Annotated in this window: 13 protein-coding genes and 3 pseudogenes; 14 read left to right on the forward strand and 2 right to left on the reverse strand. The window is 51.1% G+C overall.

Translation table 11 applies throughout. From position 1 onward, the window contains the following. Nucleotides 1-182: 182 nt before the first annotated feature. Nucleotides 183-863 carry an IS6 family transposase gene (locus GS646_RS20420; RefSeq protein WP_171647318.1) on the forward strand — a complete coding sequence of 227 codons (681 nt, stop codon included), beginning with the start codon at nucleotides 183-185 and terminating at the stop codon, nucleotides 861-863. A gap of 164 nt (nucleotides 864-1,027) precedes the next feature. Here GS646_RS20420 and GS646_RS20425 read toward each other — a convergent pair whose 3' ends face one another. Further along, nucleotides 1,028-1,861, reverse strand: a complete 834-nt coding sequence (locus tag GS646_RS20425) for a helix-turn-helix transcriptional regulator (RefSeq protein ID WP_171647114.1) — start codon at nucleotides 1,859-1,861, stop codon at nucleotides 1,028-1,030. Nucleotides 1,862-2,369: 508 nt separating this feature from the next. Between GS646_RS20425 and GS646_RS20430 the strand changes: the two genes are divergently transcribed. From GS646_RS20430 to GS646_RS20470, 11 genes and pseudogenes are all read left to right on the forward strand, one after another. Next, on the forward strand, nucleotides 2,370-2,546 hold the full coding sequence (locus GS646_RS20430; RefSeq protein ID WP_171647112.1) for a Flp family type IVb pilin: 177 nt from the start codon (nucleotides 2,370-2,372) through the stop codon (nucleotides 2,544-2,546). Nucleotides 2,547-2,677: 131 nt separating this feature from the next. Further along, on the forward strand, nucleotides 2,678-3,637 hold the full coding sequence (gene cpaB, locus GS646_RS20435) for a Flp pilus assembly protein CpaB (protein ID WP_171647110.1): 960 nt from the start codon (nucleotides 2,678-2,680) through the stop codon (nucleotides 3,635-3,637). 8 nt (nucleotides 3,638-3,645) lie between these two features. After that, nucleotides 3,646-3,819, forward strand: a pseudogene (locus GS646_RS23020) (TadE/TadG family type IV pilus assembly protein); the annotation flags it as partial. A gap of 249 nt (nucleotides 3,820-4,068) precedes the next feature. Beyond that, complete coding sequence (locus tag GS646_RS20440; RefSeq protein ID WP_253746489.1) at nucleotides 4,069-5,184, forward strand: hypothetical protein; 1,116 nt, start codon at nucleotides 4,069-4,071, stop codon at nucleotides 5,182-5,184. A gap of 12 nt (nucleotides 5,185-5,196) precedes the next feature. Further along, nucleotides 5,197-5,694 (forward strand): TadE/TadG family type IV pilus assembly protein, encoded by a 498-nt coding sequence (locus tag GS646_RS20445; protein ID WP_171647106.1) that lies wholly within the window; start codon nucleotides 5,197-5,199, stop codon nucleotides 5,692-5,694. Beyond that, a pseudogene (locus GS646_RS23255) lies at nucleotides 5,691-5,876 on the forward strand (TadE/TadG family type IV pilus assembly protein); the annotation flags it as partial. The gene GS646_RS20445 and the pseudogene GS646_RS23255, both read left to right, overlap by 4 nt. A gap of 135 nt (nucleotides 5,877-6,011) precedes the next feature. Beyond that, nucleotides 6,012-6,338, forward strand: a complete 327-nt coding sequence (locus GS646_RS23025) for a hypothetical protein (RefSeq protein WP_253746456.1) — start codon at nucleotides 6,012-6,014, stop codon at nucleotides 6,336-6,338. Between the two features lie 185 nt (nucleotides 6,339-6,523). Beyond that, nucleotides 6,524-7,564 carry an AAA family ATPase gene (locus GS646_RS20455; RefSeq protein ID WP_171647102.1) on the forward strand — a complete coding sequence of 347 codons (1,041 nt, stop codon included), beginning with the start codon at nucleotides 6,524-6,526 and terminating at the stop codon, nucleotides 7,562-7,564. Between the two features lie 12 nt (nucleotides 7,565-7,576). Beyond that, complete coding sequence (locus GS646_RS20460) at nucleotides 7,577-8,965, forward strand: CpaF family protein (protein WP_371732118.1); 1,389 nt, start codon at nucleotides 7,577-7,579, stop codon at nucleotides 8,963-8,965. Further along, nucleotides 8,962-9,930 carry a type II secretion system F family protein gene (locus GS646_RS20465; RefSeq protein WP_171647100.1) on the forward strand — a complete coding sequence of 323 codons (969 nt, stop codon included), beginning with the start codon at nucleotides 8,962-8,964 and terminating at the stop codon, nucleotides 9,928-9,930. The genes GS646_RS20460 and GS646_RS20465 overlap by 4 nt, the downstream gene beginning before the upstream one ends. A 16-nt stretch (nucleotides 9,931-9,946) precedes the next feature. After that, entirely contained in the window at nucleotides 9,947-10,933 is a 987-nt protein-coding gene (locus tag GS646_RS20470; protein ID WP_171647098.1) for a type II secretion system F family protein, read from the forward strand. Nucleotides 10,934-10,984: 51 nt separating this feature from the next. On the opposite strand, the pseudogene GS646_RS20475 reads toward GS646_RS20470, so the two are convergent. Beyond that, nucleotides 10,985-11,713 (reverse strand): annotated as a pseudogene (locus GS646_RS20475) (IS6 family transposase). Nucleotides 11,714-11,952: 239 nt separating this feature from the next. Here GS646_RS20475 and GS646_RS20480 point away from each other — a divergent pair. Both GS646_RS20480 and GS646_RS20485 read left to right on the forward strand, forming a co-directional pair. After that, nucleotides 11,953-12,387: a hypothetical protein gene (locus GS646_RS20480; protein WP_171647096.1), complete on the forward strand. Its 435-nt coding sequence runs from the start codon at nucleotides 11,953-11,955 to the stop codon at nucleotides 12,385-12,387. After that, on the forward strand, nucleotides 12,380-13,090 hold the full coding sequence (locus GS646_RS20485) for a hypothetical protein (protein ID WP_171647094.1): 711 nt from the start codon (nucleotides 12,380-12,382) through the stop codon (nucleotides 13,088-13,090). Before GS646_RS20480 ends, GS646_RS20485 begins: the two co-directional genes overlap by 8 nt. Nucleotides 13,091-13,095 lie beyond the last annotated feature (5 nt).

The raw sequence follows: 13,095 nt of genomic DNA on the forward strand, positions 1-13,095 counted from the left end.
TCTCCAAGTTTCCTGTTGACCTTGAGTTTCTCGAGGCCGGTATCTCCAAGAAAACAGGACGAAATCCGTTGTGCGTATTTCAGTAGCCGCGTCCCGGGGTTCTGTTGCAAAGTTTTGACCATTGACGGTCATGGATGTAGGGAGCGAATAGCTCGCTCTAATTTATGGTCGAAAGCTGGTTCATGATCTCGTTCAAAGGCGCACAATATCCAAGGGACGTCATCCTGTTCGCGGTCTTCTTCTATGTTCGGTATGGCGTGTCATATCGTGATCTGGAAGAAATCATGCATGAGCGAGGCGTTGCGGTGGATCACACTACGCTGAACCGCTGGGTGTCACGGTATGCAGGCGCAATCGCTGAAGCGGCGCGTCGTCGAAAGGGACCGTGCGACCGCTCCTGGAGAATGGACGAGACTTACATCAAGGTGAAAGGCAATTGGGTCTATCTCTATCGGGCCGTCGACAAGCACGGCAAGACGCTTGATTTTATGCTTTCCCAGCGTCGAAACAAACCCGCCGCCACCAAATTCTTCGGCCGGATGCTGGAGGTAAACGGCCTTCCGAGAAAGATTGTCATCGACAAAAGCGGAGCTAACGCGGCTGGCATCAAGGCCATAAACAAGATGTTGAAAGGGTTTGGTTGCCCCATCCCGATAGAGATGGTCAGGCAGAAATATCTGAACAACATCGTAGAACAGGACCATCGTTTCATCAAAAGACGAACACGCCCGATGCTCGGCTTCAAGTCCTTTGCATCTGCATCCGCAACTATTGCAGGGATCGAAGTGTCGCACATGATCCGCAAAGGTCAGTTCACGCCTGGAATCTGTCCGTTCCGTCAATTTGCGGAATTGGCTGCTTAACCCGCAGGGGCAGCGCGGTACCTGCACTCAGCAAGAAATTTTGCAACAGAACCAAACGGATGTACAGCATCACCGCAAGGCAGATGATCTCGGGCCTGGTTTTAAAGTATTTGAAAAAGGCAGGTCTGGTCATGAGCAAAAGCTTCGCAACACCCCTAACCCGCTCAAGCAATGTTCTTCTGACACGAACCTCCTCGAGCCTCGAAGGTTCGATTGAGAAGATGGAGAAGTTCGACTTGGTTGGAAGCACCTGTTTTCGAGAATATTGAGCTAAGGTGTGAACGAACAGTAGCCGGGCCCACCGAAAGATTTTCAGAGATAAACTTTACGGTCATTCCTTCCCTCAGCATCGCACACACCCGGAACTCGCTCCTACTAAGAGCCGCTGGATTTTGAGGATCAAGGATGGGAACATTTTCGTCGCCACTTCCGCCGACAAGCCGATGGCTTCTGGGACGCTCAGTTCGGGCTGAAATCATACCCGGCAAGCGGTTTCTCCACCCATTTGAAAGTGTGGAAGTCAAAATCGCTAATAAATCGAGATCCGAGCACAACGGGCTGACACTGTAATGCAGTTCTATGAAGTCGATATGTGTTTCGTATTTCTCAAGCGGAATTACAATGACTTCAACCAATCCTTCAGGCTTATGATACTCATAGCGTGACTTCGGCTCGGTGCCGGACAGCATAGTGTCCGTCAATTTCCAGACTGACCCTTGCTTTGCTGTTGAAATGATTGCCCCAAAAATCAACTCCGCTTGAGTTTGAGGCTGCGAAGGCCATATTTTTCCCTGCTGGATACAGCAACGCGCAATATGTTTTATTTTCCGCTCATTTTTCGAAGCTCTAACAACCAATAGTGCATCAGCATTTAACAAATGCATCAACATTTTTGCTGCCTTCAAAAGAGATCCATTATTGTTTACGGCCTTTGTCCACTCCATTACGAAGTCAAAGCTTTTCTTCGCATGAGCACTCTTAAAAAAACTGACACTCATAACTCACAACCAGGTTAGACAATATTACGTCGAACAGAACACTTCCGAACTATGGTCTCAAACTTGTTCCACTGGTGGTGCTTCATCAAACGATTTAACAAAATCGACGTAACCACCCCTCCAGTCGAATAAGGAAAAATCACTTATAACTATCTAATTTAATGTATTTTATTATTTTCCCCTCTCAAAAAAATGAGCTCATCTGAAAAAATCAAAAGCTGCAAAATTGGCACTCAATCAGTTCACAGTTCCAGCATCATCCACCCAATTGTTTACGAACCAAACGATTCCCTCATACATTAATTACTCGTTAATTTTCGGTTAATCATTATCATCCTTGAGTTGAAGTTTTTATAACTTTAACTTTTCTTGATTGTATTTTTTATATCTTTGAATGAAGGCTACCTACTTCTCAATCGATATTCTGATTCCAAGCTAATGCATTTTGCCAAGCTTACGTTGCAATTCCATGCAGCGGTGAAACCAAGTTAACCTTTTGGGGGAAATGATGATCAAGTTTATGAAGAATTTTGCCAAGAATGAAAGTGGCGCGGCGATTGTCGAATACGGCCTAGCTCTTTTGGTGGTCGCATCGATTGCAGTCGGAGCATTCTCGTACTTGGGCACTACTACCAATACAAATGTGACCGGTGCCTGCGCCGCCTTGGGCAGCGCAACCTGCTGAACGAAAATCGTTCAGAAAATAACAGAACTCTGCGCCTCACAACAATGTGGCGGCGCAGAGTTGACCGCCAGGAATTTCGCAAGACAGGAAACCGAAGTTCCGTATTTACAGCGTAACTTTTGGAGAGAGATATGCGTATCAGACCAGTCATTTCTACACTGTTTGGAATAGCGATAGCTTCCGGTTCCGTTTACCTGGCGAAGGATCATATTCAGTTCAAGACCAACACCGCTGGAGTATCGTCTGATGCAGACCTGGTTGAAATTTATGTAGCCCGGTCGGAAATCGCCTTTGGTCAAACGATTGAATCTCATCACGTGACGCTTCACCCCTGGCCGCGTGAAGCCCTTCCGGCCGGAGTTTTCACGGACATTGATGTCCTTGTTCCCGACAATCGTCGCCAACTGCGTCGAGCCAAGGGTCGGTTCTACCCCGGCGAGGTAATGCTTCTTTCAAAGGTTTCAAACTTTGGAGAAAAAGTCACCTTAGTTCAGAAGCTGGGCGAAAACACACGCGCAATGGCGATCGAAGTCGATGCTGTAACTGCCGTAGGTGGGTTTGTTACCCCGGGAGATCATGTCGACATCGTTTTGACACAAGGTGCGAAGCAGGAACTACGCGCAGTAACCATTTTACAGAACATCCGGGTTATTGGCGTAGATCAGCAGTCTGAAGAGCTCAGTGACCAGCCTGAGATCGCCCGAACGATAACAGTTGAGGTGACACCTCAGCAAGGGCAACGCCTAGCTTTAGCACAAAAAGCTGGAACGCTGAGCCTCACACTAAGAACTCTGGACAGTGTTGAAGACGAGCCCATGGAAATGGTTCGCCTGCGCGATCTTTTGCAAGAAGAAGGACCAGTGGAAAAGGTTGAAGCCCAACCCACTGTAAAATTGCGCCGGGGCACCGAGACCGAAGTTGTGACTATTCAAAGACAGCGCGATGAGACTGAAGAAAACATAGAGGCGGATCCTGCTACGGAACTGGAGCCCAACACCCAAAAGGATGTTCGTCTTACACCAGCGTCCGCGACACCGCGGGTCAAACCTCGCACCCGGCCGGTAAAAATCAGCCAGGCACCCAGTCAATAAGTACCGTCATGCGAGCAAGTGCTATCATATCCGATTTTGCCAAAGATGATCATGGCACGGTTGCAATCCTATGGGGAACCGCCTTTGTTGCCTTCCTTGGCTTCTTTGCGATCACCCTGGATGTTGGCCGATTGAGCTCCACCCACGCGGAACTTCAATCGTTTGCTGACAATGTTTCGTTGGCTGCAGCGGCTGAGTTGGACGGACAACCAGATGCAATTTCGCGGGCCACAAACGCTGCGGCAAATCTGGTAAGCGATAGTCAAACATTTGCGAACGGGAGTGCCACCCTTTCAGGTTCGTCAGACTATACATTGACATTTCATTCAGCACTTCCAGCTTCAGATCTTACGCCCCTTGGTGCCGATCTGACCACCAATCCGCGAAAAGCAAAGTTCGCGCAAGTCGTGTTAACACCAAAGTCGCTTAGCATGAGCCTTGCTTCTGCTTTGGACAAGATGCTTGGTGGAAGCGGCTTTTCGGCGGCAAGCGTTTCTGCCGAGGCAGTAGCTGGATATTCGAAAGCCGCGTGCGATGTTTCACCTCTGATGTTCTGCCTTCCTCCGAATTGGGAATCCACTTTGACTGTCGGCGACCAAATTCTGCTTCGTAGCGGTGGTAAAGATACTGCCTGGGGGCCTGGCAACTTTGGGTTTATCGATTTGGCGAACTTTCAGGACTCGTCGGGAGTGTGTGCAGACGAAGGTGGCAACAAACTGGCTTGCCTCATCGCGGCTCAGAGCCAGATCACACAATGTGTTCTCACGAACGGACTGAACACGGAACCGGGACAGAAAGTCGGCATCACAAACGCCGCGTTCAACGTGCGGTTTGACATATACCGGTCGGTCCTCAACGGCGAGAAAAACAACATTGATTTCGCTCCTGCACCAAACGTAATCAAGGGCATTGAAAAGGACAGTGGTGGATCTTGCATACAAGGTAACGAGCAACCAACGCCTGACACAATTGGCCTTGGACGGGACCTTTGTATGGCGGCAGGTACCTGTGGTGGAAACAACCGTTTCGGCGATGGGAACTGGGACCGGACCGGTTACTTAAACAAAAACCACGATTTGGCTGATGGTTTAGCGGACGGCATTGGCACAGATGCTCACCTGCCCGAATTGTCTGCGTCAAACTCAGTATTCGCGGGCACTCGATACGGAATGTATCTGCGGGAAATTGCTTACGGAAATACAAACCCTTACTCAGCGCCCAACGCAAACGCCATACTCGATCCTTCGCTTGCCGAGACCGGCCGCCCAATGTGTTCAAGCCATATGTCGAATAATCCGGCACGGCGCGTTGTAACCGCAGCCGGCATTGATTGCGCACAAAACCCTGTTTCCGGTTCGACGACCGGGGTTCCCGTTACAAAGTTTGTCGCCGTCTTCCTGACGGAACCAGTGGGCGACGATGGAAGCTCGCCACCAAGTTTCGACATTCACGGTGAGATCGTAGGGTTTCCGGATGTTTCGGGTGTTGGAAACGGTGGCAATGGCTTCGGTGGCATCTTCCGCGACGTCGTACAGCTGTATCGATAAGGGCGTTTGTTCATGATTTTTAGGCGCAAATTTTCGTTCAAACACTTCGCCAAGAATGACGACGGTGCAATCCTTGTCGAGTTTGGCCTTGTGATGCCAGTCATGCTGCTGCTGCTGGCGGTAACGTTAGAATCCGCACGCCTTATGTGGTCTTACCAATCAGTCATTGCCGGTGTCCGAGACGCCAGCCGTTACCTTTCCCGAGTAACACCTTCGGACATCTGCACATCTGGCGGCTCTGTTGCTGGTTTTACTACAACTTTGAAAAGCATCGTTGAGCAAGATATCAACGGCAATAACCTGTTCCCGCCCAGCGTAACGGTCAACTCCGTGACGCCAAGCCTGACTTGCGTGTCTGGCACGTATCGAATGAACCCCGCACCTGTCGGCCAAGTGAGTGCCAATATCACCATTCAGTTTCCTCTGGGTGGCATTCTGGCGCTTTTCGGCAGCGGCGCAACTTCAGTGACCACCGATGTCGCTGATACGTCACGGATATTTGGCCAATGAGACGTCTGCAGAATATTTCCGCGCGCATTTGGAATAGAGGAGGCTCATTCCTGCGAGAGCAGCACGGAGGTGTTGTGGTCGAATTTGCTCTGGTGGTGTCGATGTTTTCTTTCCTCTTCCTCGCACTGTTGGACTTTGGTCGGCTTTCGTACAGTGGAGTTAACGCGCAAAAAGCTGCGCAGTTGGCTACTCGTATCGCCGTCGTACGTCCACCAGCGTGCGCAGGTGTTCCGCAAACCCACACACGAGGGACGTCTGCCCTACAACCCCGGTTTGGTACGCCTTGCAATGCTTCGCTTGGAGTTTGCGCCGATCCAATGACACCAACGTGTTTGGGTGACGCCACCAATGCCACTGCCTCGGAAATCTGGGATCGCGTCAGTCCGTTACTACCACCTGGCACAGCCATCAGCGCAATGCAGTTTACCTATGATTTCAATTCCAATCTGGGTTTCTTGGGCGGTCCTTACACACCCATGGTCACAGTTGAGCTGAACCTGAACGATTTTCAGTTCGTGTCGCCACTTGCCGCTTTGGCCAATGCCGCAGGTGCGACAAACAGCATAATCTCTTCGACAGCCGGCTATTCCAATTTCAGCGTTTCGCTGCCTGCTGAAGACCTAGCATTAGGAGAGTCAGGGTAATGAGTAATAGTATTTCCAATCTTAAGTCGCATTCGGTCATGCTTTTATCTGAAAGCGCCACAATCGCTCAGGCCGTCGCTCACGCGTTTCCCGCCGGAGAAAACCACAAGGTCTCTGAGTTGAATGGCTCGTTCCAGAGCTTGAACGGAACTGCACACCAACTGGCGTTTCAGCATGACCTGGTTTTGTTCGAAATCGACCCAGACGACTCGGGCGAATTGGAAGCTGTTCAGGAATTGCTGACGCGTCGCAATGATGACACCCTATTCGTTGCGCTTACGCAGAATGATCTGCCAATCACAAAAGCCCAAGAGTTACGAAAAATTGGCATCGATGAAGTTCTTCCTGTCTCGATTGATGGTGAGGGATTGAAAGCAGCGGTCAATGGAAAAACCATCCCACGTACCCTTCCGCAACTCCTGACTTCAAATGGCAAATCTGCTTTGGGCCGAGTTATCCCTGTAGCAAAATCACGCGGTGGTATTGGTGCTTCGACTGTTGCGGTGAACCTTGCCTGCTCGCTGGTTGGCGGCAAAGGATCTTTATTCCGCAAAACAGAAAAAAAACGTGTCGCACTTTTGGACCTCGATCTGCAATTCGGCAACGCGAACGTGTTCTTGGATCTGGAAGACAACGGAGGGTGCTTGCAGTTCATAGAGAATTCGGAAGAACCAGACGACCATTTCCTCACGTCGATCCTGCAATCCCATACACTTGGCATCGATGTGCTTTGCGCGCCTGCTCCTTTGGTTCCGCTACAGTCGATTCATACGAAGCTTCTCGACGAGATGCTCAATCTCCTTCAGCGCCGTTACGACTATATTGTCATCGATCTGCCATGTGCGGTGGTCGAATGGGTCGAACCCATTTTCAAGCGCGCGACCCGGCTTGCTTTGGTTACCGATACCTCTGTGCCTTGCGTGCGCCAGACACGACGTTTGATCGATTTCTACCGCGAAGCCAATGTCTCGCTTCCAGTCGAGGTAATTGTGAACCGAGAACCTAAGACAATGCTCAAACCGGGGCACGTTCGCGAGGCAGAGAAGGTGTTGAAAACTAAACTGAAACACTGGCTGCCAGAGAACCTAAAGGTCGCGCGTAAATCCGTCGATTTAGGACGACCAATTGTGGACATGAAGCCTGGATCTGACCTCGGAAAAGCCCTGACAAGATTGGCTGAGGCAATGTCTGAGGATGTCAGACAAATGGCAACAAAAAATAAATAAAAGGAGATCACCGTGTTCAACGAATTTAGATCACGCAAGGCTGCATCCAGCTCAAATGTCTTAGTACTTGAGCAGCCTATCGAAGTACCTAAGCCGAAGGTGACTCCAGAACCATTGGACGTAGACCTGCAAGCGCACCTGGAGCTCAAAAGTCGCCTTCACAGTGAACTTCTTGATCGGCTAAACCTGTCGGTTATCGACAAGGTTGAACGGTCCGAATTGAAGCGACAGATCGCCTCGTTAGTTACGGGCCTAATTGAGGCTGAAAACCTTCATTTGCGGTCCGAAGCTTTTACTTCACTGGTCGACGAATTAATTCACGAAGTTATGGGGCTGGGCCCATTGGAGCCGCTCCTGGAAGACCCAACCGTTAACGACATTCTGGTCAACTCGTATGATCAGGTTTACGTGGAACGCTATGGCCTGTTGGAGCAATCGAGCGTGCGGTTTCGCGATGAACGCCACCTACTGAGGATAATCGACAAGATTGTCAGTAAAGTGGGTCGGCGCATAGATGAATCCCAGCCGTGGGTCGATGCTCGTCTAGAAGACGGCAGCCGCGTTAACGCCATTATTCGTCCGTGTTCAGTAGATGGACCTGCACTTTCAATCCGCAAATTCTCGCGCAGTCCCTTGACCATCGAAAAGCTTATTCAGCGAGAGAGTATGAATGATCAAGCAGCCAAGCTTCTGGAAGCGCTGGTCGAAGCACGGCTGAATATTTTGATTTCGGGTGGCACCGGGTCCGGTAAAACAACAATGTTGAATGCGGTGTCCTCTTATATCGACGACAAACAACGTATCGTGACAATCGAAGACGCCGCCGAACTTCAACTGCAACAGAGCCATGTAGTTCGACTGGAAACCCGCCCCCCCAACTCGGAGGGCCAAGGCGTGATCACTCAACGAGATCTTGTACGCAACGCGCTCAGAATGCGGCCAGACCGCATCATTGTTGGAGAGGTTCGTGGTTCCGAATGCTTTGACATGCTTCAGGCTATGAACACTGGTCATGACGGTTCGATGACAACCGTTCACGCGAACTCCGCACGTGATGCGCTCAGCCGTGTCGAGCAGATGGTTACAATGCTGGGAGCGGATTTACCTGTCAAAACTATTCGGTCTCAAATTGCTTCCGCCATTCAGGTGGTGTTGCAACTGAGCCGTCTCAGCGATGGAACAAGGAGGGTCATGAGCATTTCAGAAGTCACAGGGATGGAGGATGACACTATTACCATGCAGGATATCTTTGTCTTCAAACGTCGTGGAAAATCAGAAAACGGAGACGTTTTGGGAGAGTTCCTACCTACTGGCATTCGCCCCAAATGTTTCGATCAGTTGGTTGCCGCCGGTGTCAATGTGGAGACCGATATGTTTATTCACGGGGCAACGGCATTATGATTGACCTGCAACCGAACACACTGAATATTGTAGTCTATATTTCGATTTTCTTAGGCATTCTGACAGCTTACGAAGGTCTGCATCAGCTCCTGCGTCGCAACGAAACCCAAAGCGAAGCCAGAAACCGACGCATGAAGATGATCGAAAATGGAGCCTCAACGGATCAAGTTCTGCAAGTACTCCGAGATCCCGCAATGTTGGTTGCAGGAGAAAAAGCCGGACCGACTGTGCGATTTCGTCGTTTGCTCGTTCAAGCTGGCTTAACGATTAGCCCAATTTGGGTCGTCCTCGCAGCAGTTGTCTTAGCCGTGATAGCCTTCACGATCGCCTCCCGGTTCCTCGCTCAAGAACTTGCATTCGTTCTGAGCGCAGTTCTCGGCTTTGCAGGGCCGTTCGTTCTGTTGACCACCATGAAGAACGCGCGATCGAAGAAGCTAACAAAACAATTGCCGGACGCGTTGGATCTGATGGCCCGAGGGCTAAAAGTAGGGCATCCCGTGGCCGTCACGGTTGGAACCGTAGCAAAAGATTTGGCAGATCCAATTGGCACTGAATTTGGCATCATTAAGGACCAGATCAATTTTGGCGATGACGTCGCGACCGCCTTTCACGACTTCGCACAACGTGTGGCTACGGAGGACGCAAAATATCTTGCCGTAAGTATTGGCATTCAGCATGGGACCGGCGGCAACCTCGCTCGCGTCTTGTCCATCCTTTCTCAGACCATCAGAGACCGGCACACTATGCAGAAGAAAATCAAGGCGATTTCTGCCGAAGGTCGTCTGAGCAGCCTTATTCTGACTATATTGCCTGCAATCATCTACTTATCCATCGAAATTTCCACGCCAACTTTCTACGGCGATGTCCGAAATGATCCACTATTTCCCTATTTCGCCTTCGCAATTTTAGGCCTGACAATCGCCCAAGGGCTCATCTTGAACCGCTTGGTAAAATTCAAGTTTTAAAAGGAGTTTTGGAGATATGGATTTCATTCAAGAATTTCTGAGCGACCAAGAGTTTCCGCCGCAAATATTCCTGCTAGCCGGAATCGCACTCAGCATTTTTTTCGTCGTGGTAGGGTTGTCCGGTATGGCAGCTAGCGACGACACGGCGGCGCGGCGAATGCGTATAGGGTCAGTTTCAAATGGGCATGGTCAAGATTTCGATCTTATTCAAGGCGACAATAGCGACCCACACGGACTGCTGAGAGCTTTCGTTCCATCGTCGAAACGCGAACGTTCAAAGATTGGCAAGCTTTTGAGACAGGCTGGCATTCAACGAAAGCACGCCATTCGCTCATACTACACCTTTCGTTTGCTCATGGGATTTGTCCTACCAGCAGTGTTCGTAGCAGCCGTCGCCTTGCCTATTGAAGTTCAAGTCCAGATAGGGATCGCAAGCATTATACAAGGCATTACATGGCTGAATACACTGCAGATCGTTACGGCACTGATGGTGGCGGGCTTTTATGGTCCAGCAATCTGGCTGCGCTACCGCATAAGGAAACGCCGCCAGGCAATTGAACACAGCCTGCCGAATGCGCTTGATCTGCTACAGGTGGCGATAGAGGCCGGTCTGGGTTTTGATGCAGCGATGATCCGCGTGTCACATGAAATGGCAAATGCAGCACCGGAAATTTCGCAGGAATTTTCTATACTTCAACTGGAGCTGCAAGCGGGAAAGGAACGTCAGGCCGCTTTTCTGGACATGGCAGATCGAGTTGGAATCGATGAGTTGAATTCATTTGCGAACGCGTTTTTACAATCCAATCAGTATGGGACCAGCATTTCAGCATCGTTGCGTAGGTTTGCGACCGACATGAGGCTAGATCGTGAGCTTCGTGCTCAAGAAAAGGCAAACCGTCTGCCAGTGCAAATGTCCGCCGTCATGGCCATGTGTATGATGCCTGTTTTGTTGTTGATTTGTCTCGCGCCAATGCTGATCCGTTGGGTGAACATGTTTGGGTAGTGAACAAAGCACTTATTATGAGGCTTTGCCGAGGGGATCGTCAGACTAATTCTAACCAGTCTCAGTTTGCCGCAGAAACCGTGAACCTATCTGACGCCACCCTGCGAGAGCGGCGGTGCGTGTCAGCTTGAAGAAGTCTCGGCCGTTGAGGGATCTTTTCTGATTGAAGTGGTTGCATAAGGTGGAATGGACGGACGCGAATTTCTGTAAACTTCGCATGCGTTTGAAACGCTGCATCGCGCATTCGCGTCGTCGGAAAGGAAGTTGTGAATCCTCGACGCGGTTGTTGAGCCACCTGCCCGTCTTCTGCTTTTCGGTAGCGCCGAGCTTTCTGAGAGCCGCCCAATACGACGTGAAGCGGTCCGTAACTATCTCTTCTGCAGAGCTGTGACGCTTCATCAATTTCTTGAGGAGTTTCAATGCCGCCAGCTTGTTTCGGCGTTTGGTAACGATTGCTTCCAGCACTTCGCCCTCATGATCGACGGCCCGCCAGAGGTAGTGCCTATTACATTCACCTTCACGAAAACCTCGTACACGTGCCACTTCCATTTCAAGAATACGCGCAGCTGCTGAAAACGCTTCCGCTTTATCTCAGCAGCAAACACTGGGCCAAACCTGCTCCATTAATACCGGACAGTTTCGTGTCTCAAGTCGATGCTTCGCTCATGCAACAGTCTTCGACATTCCGAAGCGAGAGCCGGAAACGGATATACAGCATCACTGCAAGGCGGATGATCTCGGGGCTGTTTTGAAATACTTGCAAGAGGCAGGTTTGGTCATGGGCAAAAGCTACGCAACACCCCTGCCCGCCCCAAGACAAGTTCTTCTGACAAGACCTGCCTTACATTGGAGGGCTTTGTGATAAAGCGCATTTTTTCGTCACGTCGCCCCGATATCAGGCGAAAGATCTAAGGCGTCCGGCCGCCTTTCGACCACGTTTTTCTCAGGACTTCGCAGAATCTCAAATTTCTGTTAACGTAACGTCAATCTTTCATGCCGTCCTCAGGAAGGAGATGGCCATGGGCGTGGACATACCTGACGATTTCGACATTGATCTTAACCTCAGCGGCGGCAGCACCATTGACGGCGATTTCACTGTCAACAATACCACACGCATACGCGAACTGCCGACCATCGAGTTGCGGGTCCGGGAATTGCCTGAAATCAAGATCGGGGTGACCGAGCTACCCAAGGTGCAGTTGGGCGTGGACCCCATCGACTTCTCGCTGAGGATCAAAGAAATTCCGGCGATCCGGGCGCATCTGCCCGCGAACTTCAAGGTCGGTCTGTCGCTCCTCGGGAACGAGTTGTTGTCCATCAACCTCTGCGGTGAAGCGCAGGTAATCACCGAGGACTATGTGCCCAATCCTTGCGAGATTTGTGGCCCACCCGGCAATGCGCGCGAAATCTCTGCGGACGTGAGCCGCATCGAACTTATTGAAGACGATGGCTGATCTGCACCAGAGCATCACCCTGCGCAAGGGCCGCGCGATAGCACCGTTTGAGGTCGACGAGGCGCAGTCGGGCGTGCTGAAGCTCGGCGGTGCCTTGAAGAAAGAGATGGGCGCGGAGCTTCGCGCGCGGCTGGTGCCGCGCAAAGGTCAGACGCGGATTGCGACACGGATCGGCAAGAATGCCCCGCCAGGTGTCCACAAAGCGACACTGGTTACGGAGAACGGTGAATATCCGGTCACGGTCGACGTTCCGGAACGCAAGAAACTGCGCCTTTCGCCCGCGTCGATCAGCCTAACCGGACGACCGGGAGAGCGGATCAACGCGCAGTTCACTATCTCTAACCGCGGCAATGTCGCATTGCCAGTTCCGACGGGCGGCGTCGGCGGGCTCTTTGCCTCCGACGGGCTAGCGGGTGCGTTTTCGGCGGCCTATGCCTCGGACGCGGAGGCACCACTTGAGGTCTTTGGCGAATTTATCCTCGGGCTGCGTCGATCCTATTTGGGCTTGATGCGGCTGAAGCTGACATCGAAGGACAAGGGAGATTTGGCGCCAGGTCAAAGCCGTGACCTTACAGCGGAATTTACCGTGCCCGAGCCGCTGAACCCGGCTACTCAGCTGGGCGCAGGACGGCGGTTTCATACCACGATTGTCATGTCACACTTGCGCCTTGTGGCCCGATTGGCCCTGACCGCTCCGAAATAGAAAGG

Source organism: Ruegeria sp. HKCCD4315, assembly GCF_013112245.1.
Lineage (GTDB): Bacteria > Pseudomonadota > Alphaproteobacteria > Rhodobacterales > Rhodobacteraceae > Ruegeria.

Excerpts from the sequence above, each read along its gene's own strand:
- GS646_RS20465 (WP_171647100.1), top strand. The coding sequence starts at position 8,962 with ATGATTGACCTGCAACCGAACACACTGAATATTGTAGTCTATATTTCG.
- GS646_RS20425 (WP_171647114.1), bottom strand. The coding sequence starts at position 1,861 with ATGAGTGTCAGTTTTTTTAAGAGTGCTCATGCGAAGAAAAGCTTTGAC.
- GS646_RS20480 (WP_171647096.1), top strand. The coding sequence starts at position 11,953 with ATGGGCGTGGACATACCTGACGATTTCGACATTGATCTTAACCTCAGC.
- GS646_RS20420 (WP_171647318.1), top strand. The coding sequence starts at position 183 with ATGATCTCGTTCAAAGGCGCACAATATCCAAGGGACGTCATCCTGTTC.
- cpaB (WP_171647110.1), top strand. The coding sequence starts at position 2,678 with ATGCGTATCAGACCAGTCATTTCTACACTGTTTGGAATAGCGATAGCT.
- GS646_RS20430 (WP_171647112.1), top strand. The coding sequence starts at position 2,370 with ATGATCAAGTTTATGAAGAATTTTGCCAAGAATGAAAGTGGCGCGGCG.
- GS646_RS20440 (WP_253746489.1), top strand. The coding sequence starts at position 4,069 with ATGAGCCTTGCTTCTGCTTTGGACAAGATGCTTGGTGGAAGCGGCTTT.
- GS646_RS23025 (WP_253746456.1), top strand. The coding sequence starts at position 6,012 with ATGACACCAACGTGTTTGGGTGACGCCACCAATGCCACTGCCTCGGAA.
- GS646_RS20445 (WP_171647106.1), top strand. The coding sequence starts at position 5,197 with ATGATTTTTAGGCGCAAATTTTCGTTCAAACACTTCGCCAAGAATGAC.
- GS646_RS20485 (WP_171647094.1), top strand. The coding sequence starts at position 12,380 with ATGGCTGATCTGCACCAGAGCATCACCCTGCGCAAGGGCCGCGCGATA.
- GS646_RS20470 (WP_171647098.1), top strand. The coding sequence starts at position 9,947 with ATGGATTTCATTCAAGAATTTCTGAGCGACCAAGAGTTTCCGCCGCAA.